The sequence below is a fragment of the Rhizobium sp. AN5 genome (genome assembly GCF_900215255.1).
Taxonomy (GTDB): domain Bacteria; phylum Pseudomonadota; class Alphaproteobacteria; order Rhizobiales; family Rhizobiaceae; genus Agrobacterium; species Agrobacterium tumefaciens.
The window spans coordinates 1,071,020-1,086,296 of sequence record NZ_OCMJ01000003.1; the positions used below are offsets into that span (position 1 = coordinate 1,071,020).

Annotated in this window: 12 protein-coding genes; all 12 read right to left on the bottom strand. The window is 59.9% G+C overall.

All coding sequences use genetic code 11. The annotated features are described in order from the left end of the window. Positions 1 to 134: 134 nt before the first annotated feature. The gene (locus tag CRP02_RS08320) at positions 135 to 1,214 is read right to left on the bottom strand and encodes an LLM class flavin-dependent oxidoreductase (RefSeq protein WP_097170780.1); all 1,080 of its coding nucleotides are present in this window, start codon (positions 1,212 to 1,214) and stop codon (positions 135 to 137) included. Beyond that, entirely contained in the window at positions 1,211 to 2,950 is a 1,740-nt protein-coding gene (locus CRP02_RS08325) for a dipeptide ABC transporter ATP-binding protein (RefSeq protein ID WP_097170781.1), read from the bottom strand. Before CRP02_RS08325 ends, CRP02_RS08320 begins: the two co-directional genes overlap by 4 nt. Beyond that, positions 2,929 to 3,777, bottom strand: a complete 849-nt coding sequence (locus CRP02_RS08330) for an ABC transporter permease (protein ID WP_097170782.1) — start codon at positions 3,775 to 3,777, stop codon at positions 2,929 to 2,931. Before CRP02_RS08330 ends, CRP02_RS08325 begins: the two co-directional genes overlap by 22 nt. Beyond that, a complete protein-coding gene (locus tag CRP02_RS08335) occupies positions 3,774 to 4,778 on the bottom strand; it encodes an ABC transporter permease (RefSeq protein ID WP_097170783.1) in 1,005 nt (334 codons plus the stop codon). The genes CRP02_RS08330 and CRP02_RS08335 overlap by 4 nt, the downstream gene beginning before the upstream one ends. A 37-nt stretch (positions 4,779 to 4,815) precedes the next feature. Next, positions 4,816 to 6,465, bottom strand: a complete 1,650-nt coding sequence (locus CRP02_RS08340; protein ID WP_097170784.1) for an ABC transporter substrate-binding protein — start codon at positions 6,463 to 6,465, stop codon at positions 4,816 to 4,818. A gap of 462 nt (positions 6,466 to 6,927) precedes the next feature. Further along, positions 6,928 to 9,222: a molybdopterin guanine dinucleotide-containing S/N-oxide reductase gene (locus CRP02_RS08345; protein ID WP_097170785.1), complete on the bottom strand. Its 2,295-nt coding sequence runs from the start codon at positions 9,220 to 9,222 to the stop codon at positions 6,928 to 6,930. An 18-nt stretch (positions 9,223 to 9,240) separates the two neighbouring features. Next, the gene (locus CRP02_RS08350) at positions 9,241 to 10,647 is read right to left on the bottom strand and encodes an FAD-binding oxidoreductase (protein WP_097170786.1); all 1,407 of its coding nucleotides are present in this window, start codon (positions 10,645 to 10,647) and stop codon (positions 9,241 to 9,243) included. 121 nt (positions 10,648 to 10,768) lie between these two features. Further along, entirely contained in the window at positions 10,769 to 11,371 is a 603-nt protein-coding gene (locus CRP02_RS08355; RefSeq protein WP_097170787.1) for a 2-hydroxychromene-2-carboxylate isomerase, read from the bottom strand. Continuing rightward, on the bottom strand, positions 11,368 to 11,946 hold the full coding sequence (locus CRP02_RS08360) for a TetR/AcrR family transcriptional regulator (RefSeq protein ID WP_097170788.1): 579 nt from the start codon (positions 11,944 to 11,946) through the stop codon (positions 11,368 to 11,370). The genes CRP02_RS08355 and CRP02_RS08360 overlap by 4 nt, the downstream gene beginning before the upstream one ends. A gap of 49 nt (positions 11,947 to 11,995) precedes the next feature. After that, a complete protein-coding gene (locus tag CRP02_RS08365; protein WP_097171298.1) occupies positions 11,996 to 13,024 on the bottom strand; it encodes a ketopantoate reductase family protein in 1,029 nt (342 codons plus the stop codon). Positions 13,025 to 13,344: 320 nt separating this feature from the next. After that, positions 13,345 to 14,502, bottom strand: coding sequence for an ATP-binding protein (locus CRP02_RS08370; RefSeq protein WP_097170789.1), 1,158 nt, complete (start codon positions 14,500 to 14,502; stop codon positions 13,345 to 13,347). Beyond that, positions 14,499 to 15,197 (bottom strand): response regulator, encoded by a 699-nt coding sequence (locus CRP02_RS08375; protein WP_097170790.1) that lies wholly within the window; start codon positions 15,195 to 15,197, stop codon positions 14,499 to 14,501. Before CRP02_RS08375 ends, CRP02_RS08370 begins: the two co-directional genes overlap by 4 nt. Positions 15,198 to 15,277: the final 80 nt, after the last annotated feature.

Sequence of the window (15,277 nt, forward strand, 5' to 3'; positions counted from 1 at the left end):
CAGGTCTTTCTTTTTCTATCGAATATGTAGAAAATATTCCCTGCGACGGCCTTCGATATAGGACCAGCAACCGCCGCCGCGTTCCCGTCTTCAAGTCGCTGCCACGAAGTGGCAATCGCTGGGTGCCCTAACGGTTACAAGGTGGGCGCCCAGCCCAAGCTCGGAGCCACCGTGTCCGCCAGATCGGTCAGCAGTTGTATGTTTTCGCCGAGACCGAATGCAGGCGGCAAAAACAGCACGACCTCATCGGCGGCTGCAAGGCCCGGATCGTTGAATACCGCTTCCAGCACCTGATCGGGCGTGCCTTGGAAAACGGGCGAAATTTGAAACCCCGCTGGCTGGGCTGCCTGTTCGAGAGCGCCTTTGGGGCGAGACGCGGCAATACCCTTGGTACGCCGCTCCAGATCATAGGCGGCGTATTTTTCGCGAAGCTCGGCCGTGGTGCCAACCAGGATGGAGGCGGCGACGGCGACCGGCGGCGGTTCCGTTGTCCATGTCTTGCGCCATGTGGAACGGAAGGCCTCGATGATGCGGGCCTGATATTCCCCGAAGCTCTCGCCTTCTGCCTGATCGTGCTGGACGGTTCCCGAGATAAGGCCGATGCCGAGTTCCGCCGCCTGCACAGCCGAAGCAATGCTTGCTGCACCCTGCCGGATGCGTGAACGCAGTGTCGGGCTATGCGGCGTGACACGCAGTGCCGTGCCCTCCGGGTTGGATTGGCCGCCTTCGACACGGTGCAGGACATCGCCAGCGATTGCCGAGAGGAAGCGGGCCTGACGACGTCTGGCCTCTGTGCGGGCATCGGTGTCGACCGTGCCGAATACCGCGTCAAACGCGGCATTTGCGCCGGTCGAAATGGCAAGTTCCAGTCGCCCATCAATCAAAAGATCGGTCGTGCCGGCCGCCTCGGCAAGCAGGATCGGATCCTGATAGCGCATGGGGATGACCGCAGAACCGAGCGTAATATGCCGGGTATGCTGGCCGGCAGCGGCGAAGAACGGAAGTGGCGAGGACAGATAGTGATCGAAATGCCGCTGATAGGCCCAGCCGGACTGGTAGCCCAGTTGTTCGGCAGCCTTGAACAGTTCGATACCCTCACGCAGCCCCTGCGCCGGCCCGGCATCGTCGCTGAAGGATACACGGGTATTGAAGCCGAGCCGCTGTTTGGGGCGGAAGGACTTGGACGCAGTATCGATGGGTGCGGCGATGGTCATGCGATCTTTTCCTTATCGTGAACCCGCCGGGGCAGCGGCTGTGGCGCACGGGCGATGGTTGCGGCACCGGATGGAATCGATTCCAGAAGCGACGCGGTATAGGGGTGCTGCGGATTGTCGAAGATATCGACGACCGTTCCATGTTCGACGATACGCCCGCGCTGCATCACCGAAACGGTGTGGGCGAGCTGGCGTACCAGTGCCAGATCATGCGACACGAAAACATAGGTCAGGCCGAGCTTCGCCTGCAGCGAGAGCAGCACATCGACGATGTCTGCCTGGACGCTGACATCAAGTGCGGAGGTCGGCTCGTCGAGCACGATCACATCCGGTCGGAGAACCAGCGCCCTTGCAATGGCAACGCGCTGGCGCTGGCCACCCGAAAGGGCCGTCGGCTTGCGGTTGAGAAGGTGTTCGCTCAAGCCCACATTGGCCAAAGCCTCACGAACAGTTTCGAGCCGTTCCGCACGGGTTCCGATCTTGAAACGATCAAGCGGCTCGCGCACCAGCTGTTCGACATTCCAGGTGGGATCAAGCGAGGTAAACGGGTTCTGGTAGACGAACTGAAGATGGCGCCAGGTTGCACGCAGCGACGTGCGGGAGCGGCCGGTCAATTCTTCGCCGGCTACTGATATTGTGCCGGTGTCGGGTTCCTCGAGGCCAAGCAGCAGCCGAATGGTTGTCGTCTTGCCAGAGCCGGACTCGCCAACCAGCGCATGGGTGGTACCTGCAGGCACGTTGAAGGAGACGTTGTTGACCGCCGTCAACACCCTGTCGCCGACCCTGAAATTCTTGGTGACGGCATTGACCGCGATCTTTGGCGTCGCTGTGGACTCTGCCTTCAGCAGACGGAAACCCGGATCGCGCAGCCGGGCGTAGCGATCCGGATTGAGTGCCGGCACGTCCGCATGCAGCTTCCTTGCATAGGCAGAGGCCGGTGCGGAAAACACCGATGCGGTGCTTCCGGCTTCCTGAACCTTGCCACCCTTCAGGACTACCAGCGAATCCGCCCGTTCGGCGGCAATCGCCAGATCGTGTGTGATGAGGAGCAGGCTGATATCCAGCTCGTGCTGCAACCGCGAGAGCAGATCGAGGATCCGCTTCTGGATCGTCACATCGAGCGCAGACGTTGGCTCGTCTGCGACCAGAAGTGACGGGCGCGGCAGAACCGCAAGGCCTATGAGCACCCGCTGCAACATGCCGCCGGATAATTGGTGCGGGTAGGACTCGTAGACGACACCCGGGTTGTCCAATCCCACCTGCGCGAAGGTCTCGAGAATGAGGGCCTTGCGGATCGCCTTGTCAGGCTCGTCGAGAAGTGCGGCCGCCTCCATGGCCTGCGCGCCGATTGTCCGCACCGGATTGAGCGAATTGCCTGGATCCTGCGGGACAAAGCCGATGGCGCGTCCCCGCAGCGGTCGGAAGTTGCGCTCTGGCAGTCCCAATATCTCCTGATCACCAAAGGTGACGTGGCCGGTGGCATGTCCCCCGCTTGGCAAAAGCCGCAGGACCGCACGGGCGATCGTCGATTTGCCGGAGCCGGACTCGCCGATGAGGGCAAGGCTCTTGCCACGGCCGAGTTCGAAACCGACATTGCTGACGACCTCCTGGCCTCCATAGGCAACCGAAAGATCGTTAACCCGGAGAAGCGGTACAGGAGCCTGCTGCGGCTGCGGTCTGGCCGCAAAGGTAACGGGGCGGGCGATAGTGGTGGTCAGTCTGTCTTGCGTAGCCATCGGCTGATCCTGTTTACAGAGAGGACGGTCGCGATTGTGACGAAGGCGGGGGCGTATACGAGCCACGGCCATTTGAGGTAATCCTTGCCGATCGAGATCAGCAGGCCCCAGTCGGAGGCGGGCGGCGGGTCGCCGTATCCGAGAAAGGCAAGGCTTGCGATCACGAGGATCGACTCGCCGAACTGCAACACGGCAAGCGGCAGCACCGAGCGTGACGCGTTAGGCAGAACGTGGCGCAGAAGGATGAACCAGCGCGAGCCGCCGAGCAGGTAAGAAGCCTCCACGAATGTCGCCTGTCTGGTCTTGATGACCTCCGCACGCGTGACGCGGGCAAAGACCGCCACGGCGGAGACGCCGGTGGCGATGGCGGCATTGATGGTCTCGAAACCAATGGCGGTGACCACGATCACCGCCAGCAGAAACTTTGGAATTGCCAAGAGCACATCGACCAGCCGGGCAAGTGTGATATCGACCCAGCCGCCGAGAAAGCCCGCAAGAAGCCCGATGAGTCCGCCGGCGAAGACGCCGATGACGACCGCGACGAGTGCGCTGGAGACGGAAGAGGACGTGCCATAAACGACGCGTGCGTAGACATCGCGGCCGAGGTGGTCGGTGCCGAACCAATGCGCAAGACTTGGGCCGAGCAATTTGTCCGTCGGCACCCCGACGACCGGGCTGTGACTGGTAAACAGGCCGGGCGCAAGTGACCAGGCGACGACGAGCGCGATAATGGCGAAGGACAAGGCGACGGTCAGCGGTATCCGCAGCCCTGTCAGCCTGTTTGCAGGGGTCGCACCCGGCAGGGAGGCGTTTGCGGCGAAAGTCATGGTGTCACCGCCTTGGTGGTGGAGGGATTCTCTGTGATGGCCAAGCGAGGCTTTCGCGCGCCTAGAATTTGCACGCGTGGATCGAGCAGGGGGTAGAGAAGATCGGCAATCAGGTTGACGAGCACGAACACCACGGCTCCCAGCGAAACGATCGCTTGTAGGACAGGCAGGTCCTGCGTGCTCACGGAGCGCTGCACCAGGCTGCCGAGACCGGTTCGCCCAAAGACAGACTCGGTGATCAGTGAATTGCCAAGCAGTTCACCGACGGTGATGGCGATGACGGTGACGACGGGCAACGAGGCAGGCTTGAGCAGATGCTGTGCAAACAGCCGCGCCTGTCCGATGCCGCGGCTGCGGGCGACCGCCGCGTATTCCTGTTCTGCCTCCCTGTCGAGGTTCGCTATAAGCACCTCGGCGATTTGAGCAGAGAAAGGAATTCCGATTGTGATTGCTGCAAACGCCGTTGCCCAGAAGCTATCGGGTTCGATAACGCGGAAGAGGCGCAGCTGGAAGCCGAAGAGATGGATCAGTATCAGGCCAATCACAAAATTCGGTGTCGAGAGAAACAGCGATGGGAAAGCTCTTAGCAATCCCTGGCCGTAGCGCTTTGGTACCACCTGGGTTCCGTAGGCAACGGCCATTGCCAGAATCAAGGCGACGGCAAGTCCCGTGGATGCAAGGATCAGCGTCGATGGCAGCACTTCAGCGATGAGGGTCGCCACCGGCCGGTTGGAGCGCATCGACATGCCCAGATCGCCAGTGAGAAACCCCGACAGGGATGACCACAGCTGCACGAGAACCGGTCTGTCGAGGCCCTGCGCGGCGATGATTTCCGCGATCTCCTGCTCGGTGAACCCGTTTTGCGGGTTCCTGAGCACGCTGGTGATCGGGTCGCCAGGCAGGATGCTGACGACCACGAAGGTGAAGACATAGGCCAGCAGTATGACGACGACCGCCTGGCCAAGCCGCTTTGCGGCGTAGGTTAGGTAGGCATTGCTCATGCCGGTGACCTCCTTCAACGTTGCCTTGTTGTGTGCGTCAGTCGCTGATGGAGGCGGTGTAGTAGCTGGCATAAGCCACGCCGTTATACACTTCGCCCTTCAGCTTCGGGGACTGCACGTAGATCCTCTGCACGATCTGCGTTCGCGGAATGAAATAGCCCTGCTCAAGGACATATTTCTGCAGCTCATCGAGAAGCGGGCTGCGCTCGTCGACAGAGCCGGCGCCGGCGATCTTGTCGCGCAATCCGTTGAGCGTCGCGTCGCGGTCGTCAAGGGCGAACCAGTTCTCGCCATTATTGGCGTTGGTGAGAATGCTGGCGACGGTGCCTGCGTCGATGAAGCTGCGCGTCACCTCATAGGTCGGGATGGCCGCACCGCCGAATTTGACCTTTTCACCAAAGGTCACGACGTCGTAAGCGCGGATAGCGACTTTCCAACCGAGCTTGCCGAGTTGCTGGGCAATGAGTTCATCGACCGACTTGGATGTCGCGAGATATGGATTGGAGTGGATCGTCAGCGACAGCGGTTTGCCGTCTTTGGTCCGGATACCATCGGCACCCTTGACCCAGCCCGCCTCGTCGAGCAGCTTTTCGGCCTTGGCGGGATCGTAAGCGAGAAGTGCGCTGTGGTCGGTCGCGCCCGGCACGTTGCTCTGGATGAAGGACGTGGCGAGCTTCCAGTCCGGCGTATAGACGGTGTCGATGATTTCCTGACGGTTTACGCCGGCCTGAAGTGCCTGGCGAACCTTCACATCATCATAGGGCGGAAGCTTGGTATTAACCGCCCAGCCGTTGACGAAGCCGAGATAACGCGGCGTTGCGACGGTAAAGCCCTCTTCGTGCAGCGACTTCAGTTCCTGCGGCGAAGCATTATAGGCGACATCGGCCTGGCCGGACTGGACCGAGGCGACACGCAACGACGGTTCCGACACCAGCTTATAGGTGATGGAATCGAGGAAGGCCGGGCCGGTGTGGCCAACGGCGGCAGGACCCCAATTGTAGTCCTTGCGCTTGACCAGCTTGACGTAATCTCCCTCCTTCCAGGATTCGACCACATAGGGGCCGCTGCCGGAAGTCTTGCTGAGATCGGCCTGCTGGGTGGCGGGCTGGGCGATGGTCTTCGGCGAGATCAGGATCGAGCCGTGGTAACCGAGCGTCGGAACAAAGCCGAGCGTCGGCTTCTTGAAGAAGACCTTCACCGTGGATGCGTCCACCGCTTCAGCATGGTCGTAGGTCTTGGGGAAAAGACCGATCGGGTTGATGCCTTCGCTCTTGCGTCCGGCATACCAGATGTCGAGATTGGCGACGACCGCCGCTGCATCCAGCGGTGTGCCATCGGAGAAGGTCACGCCGTTTTTGAGGTGAAGCGTGAATTCGGTGGCATTGTCGTTCTGCTCCCAGCGCTCGGCAAGCCAGGGGCTGACCTTACCGTCGGCATCGACATAAAGAAGCTTGTCGGCGACATGGCCCCAGATATGGCCCTGAAAGCTGGAAATGGCGCTGTTGTTCGGGATCCAGGTGTCGCCGAGAGAATCGATGAGGAAGGTGATGTCGCCGCCATTGTGCGGGGTATCTGCGGCCTCAACCGGAGCAGTCCCCATCGTCGTCAGAAGCGCGATTGCTCCTGCGAGAGTGGTGGTCAGCAGACCCCGACGGGAGAAGGAAAAAAGCGAAGAACGTATCGTCATTAAAAAATCCTGATTGGTCGCGTTGTTTCTTGTCTTTGTGATTTCAGGAACTATCACCGCTCTGCGCCGGTCTTTTGCGGGCACACGAAAGGCTTCACACGACAGCCTTGCCGGTGGTTTCAATGTCCTGAAATCGGGAAAAATGTGCCTGCGTTACCTCTTGGAGGGTCCGACCGATGTTACGGCTTAGCCGTTACTTTCAGCCATTGACGGCTCGTTCGATCGCAGGCCGTGCTTGCTGATACATCGTGCGGTCATGACGCGGTCCCTTGTTTTGAAATTCGGATCTTGATGTCTAACGTAGCAGGGTGGCCAGAAGGAGAAAGACCAGTTGTTCTTTTTCTATCGAATTAATGGATTATTTTGCCGCGGTTTCCGAAGGTGGTAGGATCAGCTTTTCCGACGCCCGAAATACGTTGGCGGTGCGATTTTCCGGGCAGTGCCGGAACACCCGTCCCTCACTTATTTTGCAAATGTCATCTTTTCGAAAATCTGCACCGGAGGCGCCTCACCGGTAAAACGTTCGACCTCCACTCTGGTAATCTGACCGGTTGATCCCTGCGCCAGTTTCGAGGTGCCGATGTCACGCGTCAGGATGTTCGGATTGCCGTGAATGCACATCGCTTGCTCTGCATGCCGGTCATGCGGTTCGAACCACGCACCCGTCGCCAGCTGCATCACGCCGTTGCGCACATCCGTGCTCAGGACGGCTGCGGCGAGGCAGCTGCCACGACTGTTGAACAGCCTGATGATATCGCCATCGGCAATGCCCCGGCGGGCTGCATCTTCGGGGTTGATGCGCACGGGTTCCCGGCCCTTAATCTTGGTGGAGCGGCTGAAGGCTCCATAGTCGAGTTGGCTGTGCAGACGCTGATGCGGCTGGTTGCAGACCAGATGCAGCGGATAGAGCGCTTCGTCTTCCGGTTTCGTCCTGCCGGGATACCATTGCGGATGGCCGCCGCAATCGTCATAGCCAAAACCCTCGATCGTCTCGGAGAAGATTTCGATTTTACCGGATGGTGTCTTCAGAGGGAAGGCTACGGGATCATCACGGAAGGCACGCGCAGGCCCTCCGTCATCCGGCTTGAGCGGCAGACTTATCTCTCCACGTTCCCAGAACGTTTCGAAATCGGGAGCCTCATGCCCACCGGCGGCAAGCGCCCCACGCGTTGTTTCATAGAGGAAGGCAAGCCATTCCCGGCTGCTGCGACCTTCGGTGAAGGTTTCGAATTTGCCGAGCCGGCGCGCGATCTCGGAGAAGATTTCATAGTCGTCCCGTGCCTCTCCAACCGGTTCGATCAGCTTTTTCATCGCGATCATCAGAGGATCGCGGTCGGCGGCGCCAATGTCGTCGCGTTCCAGAGTTGTCGTCGCCGGCAGCACGATATCGGCATGCCGCGCGGATGATGTCCATGCGGTTTCGTGCACGATGATGGTCTCGGGCCTTCTGAACGCCGCGCGCAGCCTGTTGATATCCTGATGGTGGTGAAATGGGTTGCCGCCCGCCCAGTAAACCAAGCGGATATCGGGATAGTGCATCCTCTGGCCGTTATAGTGACATTCCCCACCCGGATTGAGCAGCATGTCGGCAATGCGCGCGACCGGAATGAAATCCGCGACCGGGTTTTTGAACTGGCTAAGTGTCGGCAGGGGAACGGCCAGCAGGTTCTTGCCGACATTGCCCAAAGCGCCGAGGGAATAGGAATATCCGCCGCCGTCGAGGCCCATCTGACCGAGCATGGCGGCAAGAACGATCCCCAGCCAGACGGGTTGCTCACCATAATCGGCGCGCTGAAGCGAATGGCTGACAGTGATCAATGTTCTCGCGCGCGCCATGGTGCGGGCGAGTTCTTTAATAGTGTCCGTGCCGATGCCGCAAATGCCGGATGCCCATTCGGGGCTTTTCGCCACACCATCGGTCCGGCCGAGCAGATAGTCTTCGAAACGCTGATAGCCGACGGTATAGCGGTCAAGAAACGCCCGATCGTGCAGGCCCTCGGTGACGAGAACATGTGCAAGTCCGAGCATCAGCGCAACATCGGTACCGGGTATGATCGGCAGCCATTCCGCATTGAGGTCTTTCGAAAAATCGTCTTTCAGCGGGCTGATCAGCACGAAACGTGCGCCGCGTGCACGTGCGCCATTCAGCTTCTGCGGCACGATATGCACGCTGTTGCCGCCGCCATGCACGTCCGTATTCTTGATCGCCATGCCACCGAAGGCGACGATCAATTCGCTGCTGCGCTCGATTGCATCCCAGGTAACGCTCTTGCGGTCGAAATGATCATAGGGTCCGAGCACATGCGGAATAATGACCATCGCCGCGCCGGAACTATAGGTGTTGACGGAGCGCACATATCCGCCAAGCGTATTCAGAAAACGGTGGACCTGACTTTGCGCGTGATGGAAACGTCCGGCGCTCGACCAGCCGTAGGAGCCGCCGAACACGGCCTGTGGGCCGTAATCGCCGTAAACCCTTTGAAGCTCCTTTGCGACGAGGTCCGCCGCCTGCGGCCAATCGACGTCCACATAGTCGTCCGCCCCGCGCATCTGCGCGTTGCCCGGTTTTCCCTCCAGCCAGCCGCACCGGATGGCCGGGCGCCGGATGCGCGCGGCACTATCGGCGATTGCCGGCAGATTGGCGAGCAAGGGCGAGGGGTGTGGATCGTCCGGATGCGGACGGATATCGAGCTTGCCATTCCGGTAGCTGCCGGAAAAGGCACCCCAGTGGGAGCTGTGGGTCTTGTAATTATCCATCTGCGAAATCCCGCACGGTCAAAGCGTTTCTCGGCGGCTGGGCAAGTCTTGGCTCGGCAGGATCTTGCCCGGATTCATGATGCCGGCCGGATCTATGGCGTTTTTGATGATCGCCATGAGGTCCACCGCGTCGCCGTGTTCCTGCCGCAGATAAGCGATCTTGCCGGTGCCGACTCCATGCTCACCGGTGGAAGTGCCGCCAACCGAGATGGCGTGCTGCACCATCTTCTTGTTGATTGCCGCCACCTCGTCGAGTTCGGCCTGATTTGCAGGGTCTACGGCAAAGACCACATGATAGTTGCCATCGCCGACATGGCCGAGAATGGCGGCGGGCACGCTGCAATCGCGTAGCAATTCCCGGGTCCTGACGATGCAGCCGCTCAACTCGGATACCGGCACGCAGACGTCGGAAGACCAGCCCTTGGCGTTCGGGCGCTGCGAGACCACGGCGTAAAACGCGTTGTGGCGCGCCTTCCACAGGCGGTTGCGGTCCTCCGGCGCATTCGCCCATTCGAAATCCCTGCCGCCATTGTCTTCCACTATGGCAGCGACCATCTCGACCTGCTCCTTCACGCCAGCAGGCGAGCCGTGGAACTCGAAGGCAAGCGTATCCTCGACCTTGAGGGAAAGACTGGAATAGGCGTTGACGGCTTCGATCAGGCCACGGTCCATTAATTCCATTCTCGCAACTGGAATGCCGAGCTGCACGACCGTAATGGCTGCCGCAACTGCCTGTTCGACGCTTTCAAAGGAGCAAAGTGCAGCTGAGATGGTTTCGGGAATTCCGTAGAGTCGCAACGTCACTTCCGTGATGATGCCGAGCGTCCCCTCGGAGCCGACGAACAGCCGCGTTAGGTCATAACCTGCTGACGATTTACGCGCCCGCCCGCCGGTGCGGATGACCTGGCCGTTGGGCAAAACGACTGTCAGCGACAGCACGTTTTCTCGCATTGTGCCGTAACGCACGGCGTTTGTGCCGGAAGCGCGGGTTGCGGCCATGCCGCCGATGGACGCATTGGCGCCAGGATCGATCGGAAAGAACAGGCCCATGTCGCGCAGATGCGTGTTCAGTTGCTCGCGCGTGACGCCGGCCTCCACCGTGCAATCGAGATCCTCGGCGCTGATGCGGACAATTTTCGACATGCGCGACAGATCGACGGAGACACCGCCACGCACCGCCGTCAGATGGCCTTCGAGCGAAGTGCCGGTGCCGAAGGCGATGACGGGAACACCTTCAGCGGCGCAAAGCCGCACGGTTTCCGCCACATCATCCGTGCTCTCGGCGAAAACGACGGCATCCGGGATCGCCGGAGTATGGTGGGATTCGCCACGGCCGTGCTGTTCCCGCAATGCCTGCGCGGTGGAAAAACGCTCGCCGAAACGGTTGCGCAAAGCGTCCGAGAGAGCGGGAGGCAGTGCGCTCATCGCGATACTCCGCGCGAGGAGGGCGGGAAAAGAGACATGAGAAACTCCACGGGAATGGTCTGGAGAGAGCCATGGCCGGGTTGCGGCCACGGCGTGACAGCCGCCCGGTTTTCGGCGGGGATCAGGCGGCCAGTTTTTCGCCCTTGAGATGACGTTCGAGGAAGGGCAGGCTGTCCTGTCCCCAATACAGTTCGTCCTCGTAGCGGAATGTCGGAAGCCCGAACACACCGGCTGCCTTTGCGGCCTCATAATTGGCTTTCCGGATGGCTTCCACGGCATCGCTTCCGCCGCGTTCGTCTAGCGCCGCACCGTCGAAACCGGCTTTGTCCGCGATAGCGCGGCGAACGTCAGCGTTGCCGATATCTTCGCCGCCTTCCCAGAAAGCTTCCTGAAGCGCCTTTGTCAGCCTCAACCAGTCCTCGCCCGCATCGATCGCGGCAATGACCATGAAGCCGGCCGGCGTGGGATCGGAAAGGGCGGCGCGATTGTCGAAGTTAAGGGACTTGCCGCGCAACGCCGCCCATCGCTTCAAATCCTTGGTCCAATAGGCGCGGCGCGCTTCCGGACGGTTGCGTGAGTAGATGGCGCCATTATCCTCGATCAGCGGGATGACATAGGGCCGGATCGTGGCGTTCTGCTCGGCGGCGAGCGCGGCGAAAGGCTCCAGGCCGAGAAAGGCCCAGGGGGAGCCGATGCCGAAGAAATAGTCGATGGTCTTGGTCATATCTTGTCTCCTGAGGATATCTTGCCGGTGGCGAGATCGAACACCGAGAGCGCACAGTCCCGGGCGATGAGTACGGCATGCGGATCGCGCCCGACCGCGACCGTGGCAAGTGCGCCTTCGTAAAGAAGCGAAAGGTGGGAGGCGGCCTGATCCAGCCGCACCCCGGCCTTCGACATGACGGCCTCAAAAATATCCCGCACCATTCTTTTGTGGGTTCGCGCCATGGTGACGACCCGTTCGGAATCGCCGTGTTCGGCAACCGCGAGTGCAAAGGCACAGCCCCTGAATTCAGGGCTGTCGGCCTTCTCGTAAAGCCGCTCGAAAATCACCCGCAGCTGGTCCCTTGGATCAATCGTCGCCGTCAGAACATCCTTTAGCGAGCGAATGACACGGTCGTGGCGATCCTGAAGATAGGCCGCGACAAGATGATCTTTGGACGGAAAATGCCGATAGAGAGTAGCTTTTGCGACCTTCGCTTCTTCGATGATGCGATCGATACCGACTGCCCTGATACCTTCGGTATAAAACAGCGCTCCGGCGGCGGTGAGAATCTGGTCTGGAATGGCTTCTCTCATTTTATCGCTTCAGCTTGGTGGTTTTCATGGGGAGAACGGGGCGCACGCATCATTGCGCGGCGGCGAGACCGGTTTTGTCGCGCTCGTGGAGCTGCCCGACAAAAGACAGGATCGCGTCAAGCGGCACCGCCTTCGAGAAGCCGCCCTGATGCGCCAGCCTGCCGGCAAGAGACTGGATAGCCTCGTTATACGGTGTCGCGACGTTATGCAGACGGCCGAGCAGCACGATTTCACCGTTGAGAAAATCGACCTCGCTGGAAGCGCCCCGGGCAAAGCTCTGCCAGGTCGATTGCTGGCCGGGCTGAATGCCGCTGTTTTGAGCGATGCTCCAGCCTGAAATATCGACAGCCCGTTCAGAGGGAGAGGCGAGATTGTAGCCTGCTACCTCAAGCGTCTGGCGGGCTTCATTGACCAGCGCTTCGGCGATCGATGCTCGCAGATCGTCTTCTCCGTCGAACAGATCCAGCGCATTGCGGACGTTATGAAGCAGTTTTGCCGATTTCCAGCGGCGGATATCGCTGCTGGTTTCCGCAAGATAATTGGCGCGTGTGAGGTCTGCGGCAATCTCCTTCGCCGTTTCGTCGGAACCGGCCGGGAAGCGCCCGATCGTGACCACGCCGACCTGCGGATTGCCGCCCGCCGCAACCGCGCCGGTTTGTGTAAACCGGGCAGGGGTCAGAATACTGGCGCCGTAGACATTGGCGAAGGTCCTGAGCGCCAGCGCTTCTGTCGCCAGACCGTTCTGAAAGGTAACCACCGGCAATTGAGTGGCTGTTAGACCTTCCACATCCGATACCTGTCGCCATGACCAGTCTGCCAGAGTGGCTGCCGCATCCTGCGTTTTGACGGTCAGCAGCAGGATATCGTCGGGTGCCAGTTCAGGAGGAGCGGATATGTCGAAGGCGTTCAGCCTGATTTGCTGCGTGCCTGAGGGGCGTTGGTAGCTCAGCCCCTGTTCAATGATGGAGGCAATTTGTGCGCCGCGTCCGACCAGAGCATATTTGATGCCGGAAAGCTCGAACTGTGCGGCAAGGCTTGCGCCAACCGCGCCTGCGCCAATGATAACGTATCGTGTCACCTTTTCCTCCAATTCAACCGGGCCGATAATGCGCCAGTATCAATTGCAGCGGTGCAGTTTGCTGGATCGATACGGGATTTCGTTCAACATCGATCCTCCCTGATGGCGACCAATGATGACAGCTAAACTAGGCATGAGGAGCGTCTCAAGAAAGACAGGTCGTTCTTTTTCTATCTATTTTATAGAAAATAATTCGACGTAGGGAAAATTTGCGATCACCTTATTCCCGACAGCAGTCCTGGCGCGGTGAAACCGTGGAATAAGCCCCAACGAAGCACACCGTCAGCGCGCGCGGAAGAGCATCAACTCGCCGGGATTTTTCAGGTGGCTGCCTTGAAGAGAACCGTGACGACGGTTCCGCCATCCTGTCGCGGATCTATCTGCAAATCGCTGTCATGCGCCCTTGCGATCGCTCGAGCAATCGACAGGCCGAGGCCGGTGCCACCGGTCTTGCGTGCACGCGACGGCTCTGTGCGCCAGAAGAGTTCGATGCCATGTGCCTCGATGCCGGGCGGGAAACCCGGCCCCTTGTCTTCGATTGTTATGAAGGGACGTCCTTCTCGGACTCCGGTCGAGCAGATGAGGCTTTCACCGCTCGCGGCATAGCGGCGTACATTGTCCATCAAAATGAGCAGCAGCTGTTGCAGGCGTTGAGCGTCGCCGTGAACGGGAGCCGTCTCCAGAGACATCTCGAGACGAATTCCGGCCTCTTCCAGAAGAGGCCGCGCGGATTCCGCCACTGCCGCGCATTCGACAGCAAGATCAAGTGGCTTCATCTCTGTAACGAGACTGTTGGTTTCCGCCAGCGAAAGCGTCCGCAGGTCATCGACAAGACGCGCAAGTCCTTCCACATGACCGATGAGGTGGCGAATGGCCTGCTTGTCGAGTGGAAAGACGTCATCGGCAATACCGTGCAACCGGCCTTGCAAGATCGTAAGCGGGGTGCGCAGTTCGTGGGCCACCGCCATGGTGTTGAACTTCAACCGGCGCTCCATCGTCTGAAGCTCCTGTGTCAAACTCTCGAAACTATCGACCAGAAAAGTGATCTCGACGATGCGGCTCGCCTTGATCTTCTCGCCTCCACTGAAGTCGCCGGTTGCCATGCGCCGCGCCGCGTCGGCAAGCTCGCTGAGAGGCGCTGCAATGCGCCGGGAAATGAAATAGCCAAGCAAGCTGCACAGGATGACACCGAGTAATCCGAAGAAGAACAATGATGCGAGAAGCTCGTTATCTGCGGCACTCTCCACGCCCGGCAAAACCTCAATAAGGGCCTGAAGCTGGTTTCGATCCGGCATCACGCCCCGGTCAATATCCGAGAAAGCCTTGGCGGCATCAGGCGACAGTTCGGCAAGGACGCGCTCCTCAATGGTGTCCGAATACCAGGAAACGCCGTAATAGACCAACGCAACGGCAAAGATGAGCATTGTGGTGATTGTTATCGCCGTCATCGTGCTGAGGCGGAGCCGCCGGAACCTCATGATGTCTGCTCCCTGGCAAGCCGGTAGCCAATGCTGCGCACCGACACCAGATAGCCGCCAGCACCGTGATCCGTCAGTTTTTTACGCAGATTGGCGATGTGCGTATCGACCGTGCGTGCCAGCGCATCGCTTTCCGGCAGGCAGGCATCCAGAAGATCGGCCCGCTGAAAGGCATAGGTGGGGCGACGTGTCATATGGGCGAGAATCCTGAATTCGCTCAGCGTCAGCGGCAAAACGGTTCGCCCCGCGTCAGTGCAAACAGCCGCGGTGTAAGCTTCGGTATCTATTTCGATGGTGCCGAAACGCAGAATTCCTCCGCTGGATGGCTGACGCGTGCGTTTCAGCACGGCATGCACCCGCGCGACCATTTCCTGCGGGTTGAAAGGTTTGACGATATAGTCGTCGGCACCCAGGCGCAGACCGGTCAGCTTGTCCATATCTTCGGCAAGGGCGGTGACCATGATGATCGGCGTATCGCGCTCCCGCCGGATGCGTGTCAGCACATCGATGCCATCGAGCTTTGGTAGCCCGATATCGAGAAGAATGAGATCCGGCCGCAGCATGGAGAAATGCGTCATGGCCGTCTCTCCATCCCCGGCTCTGACAGTTCTGTATCCGTCACGAATGAGATAGGCGTCCAGAATCTGCATGATGTCGGGGTCGTCTTCGACGATGAGAATGAGCCCTTTGTCCATGCTAACCCTACGAACTTACTGATATTACCGCTTTATTGCCGGGACGCTAAGCCGACGCAAAGCGCCGGGCAAGAGCTGCC

Excerpts from the sequence above, each read along its gene's own strand:
- CRP02_RS08355 (WP_097170787.1), bottom strand. The coding sequence starts at position 11,371 with ATGACCAAGACCATCGACTATTTCTTCGGCATCGGCTCCCCCTGGGCC.
- CRP02_RS08370 (WP_097170789.1), bottom strand. The coding sequence starts at position 14,502 with ATGAGGTTCCGGCGGCTCCGCCTCAGCACGATGACGGCGATAACAATC.
- CRP02_RS08330 (WP_097170782.1), bottom strand. The coding sequence starts at position 3,777 with ATGACTTTCGCCGCAAACGCCTCCCTGCCGGGTGCGACCCCTGCAAAC.
- CRP02_RS08360 (WP_097170788.1), bottom strand. The coding sequence starts at position 11,946 with ATGAGAGAAGCCATTCCAGACCAGATTCTCACCGCCGCCGGAGCGCTG.
- CRP02_RS08325 (WP_097170781.1), bottom strand. The coding sequence starts at position 2,950 with ATGGCTACGCAAGACAGACTGACCACCACTATCGCCCGCCCCGTTACC.
- CRP02_RS08320 (WP_097170780.1), bottom strand. The coding sequence starts at position 1,214 with ATGACCATCGCCGCACCCATCGATACTGCGTCCAAGTCCTTCCGCCCC.
- CRP02_RS08335 (WP_097170783.1), bottom strand. The coding sequence starts at position 4,778 with ATGAGCAATGCCTACCTAACCTACGCCGCAAAGCGGCTTGGCCAGGCG.
- CRP02_RS08375 (WP_097170790.1), bottom strand. The coding sequence starts at position 15,197 with ATGGACAAAGGGCTCATTCTCATCGTCGAAGACGACCCCGACATCATG.
- CRP02_RS08340 (WP_097170784.1), bottom strand. The coding sequence starts at position 6,465 with ATGACGATACGTTCTTCGCTTTTTTCCTTCTCCCGTCGGGGTCTGCTG.
- CRP02_RS08350 (WP_097170786.1), bottom strand. The coding sequence starts at position 10,647 with ATGAGCGCACTGCCTCCCGCTCTCTCGGACGCTTTGCGCAACCGTTTC.
- CRP02_RS08345 (WP_097170785.1), bottom strand. The coding sequence starts at position 9,222 with ATGGATAATTACAAGACCCACAGCTCCCACTGGGGTGCCTTTTCCGGC.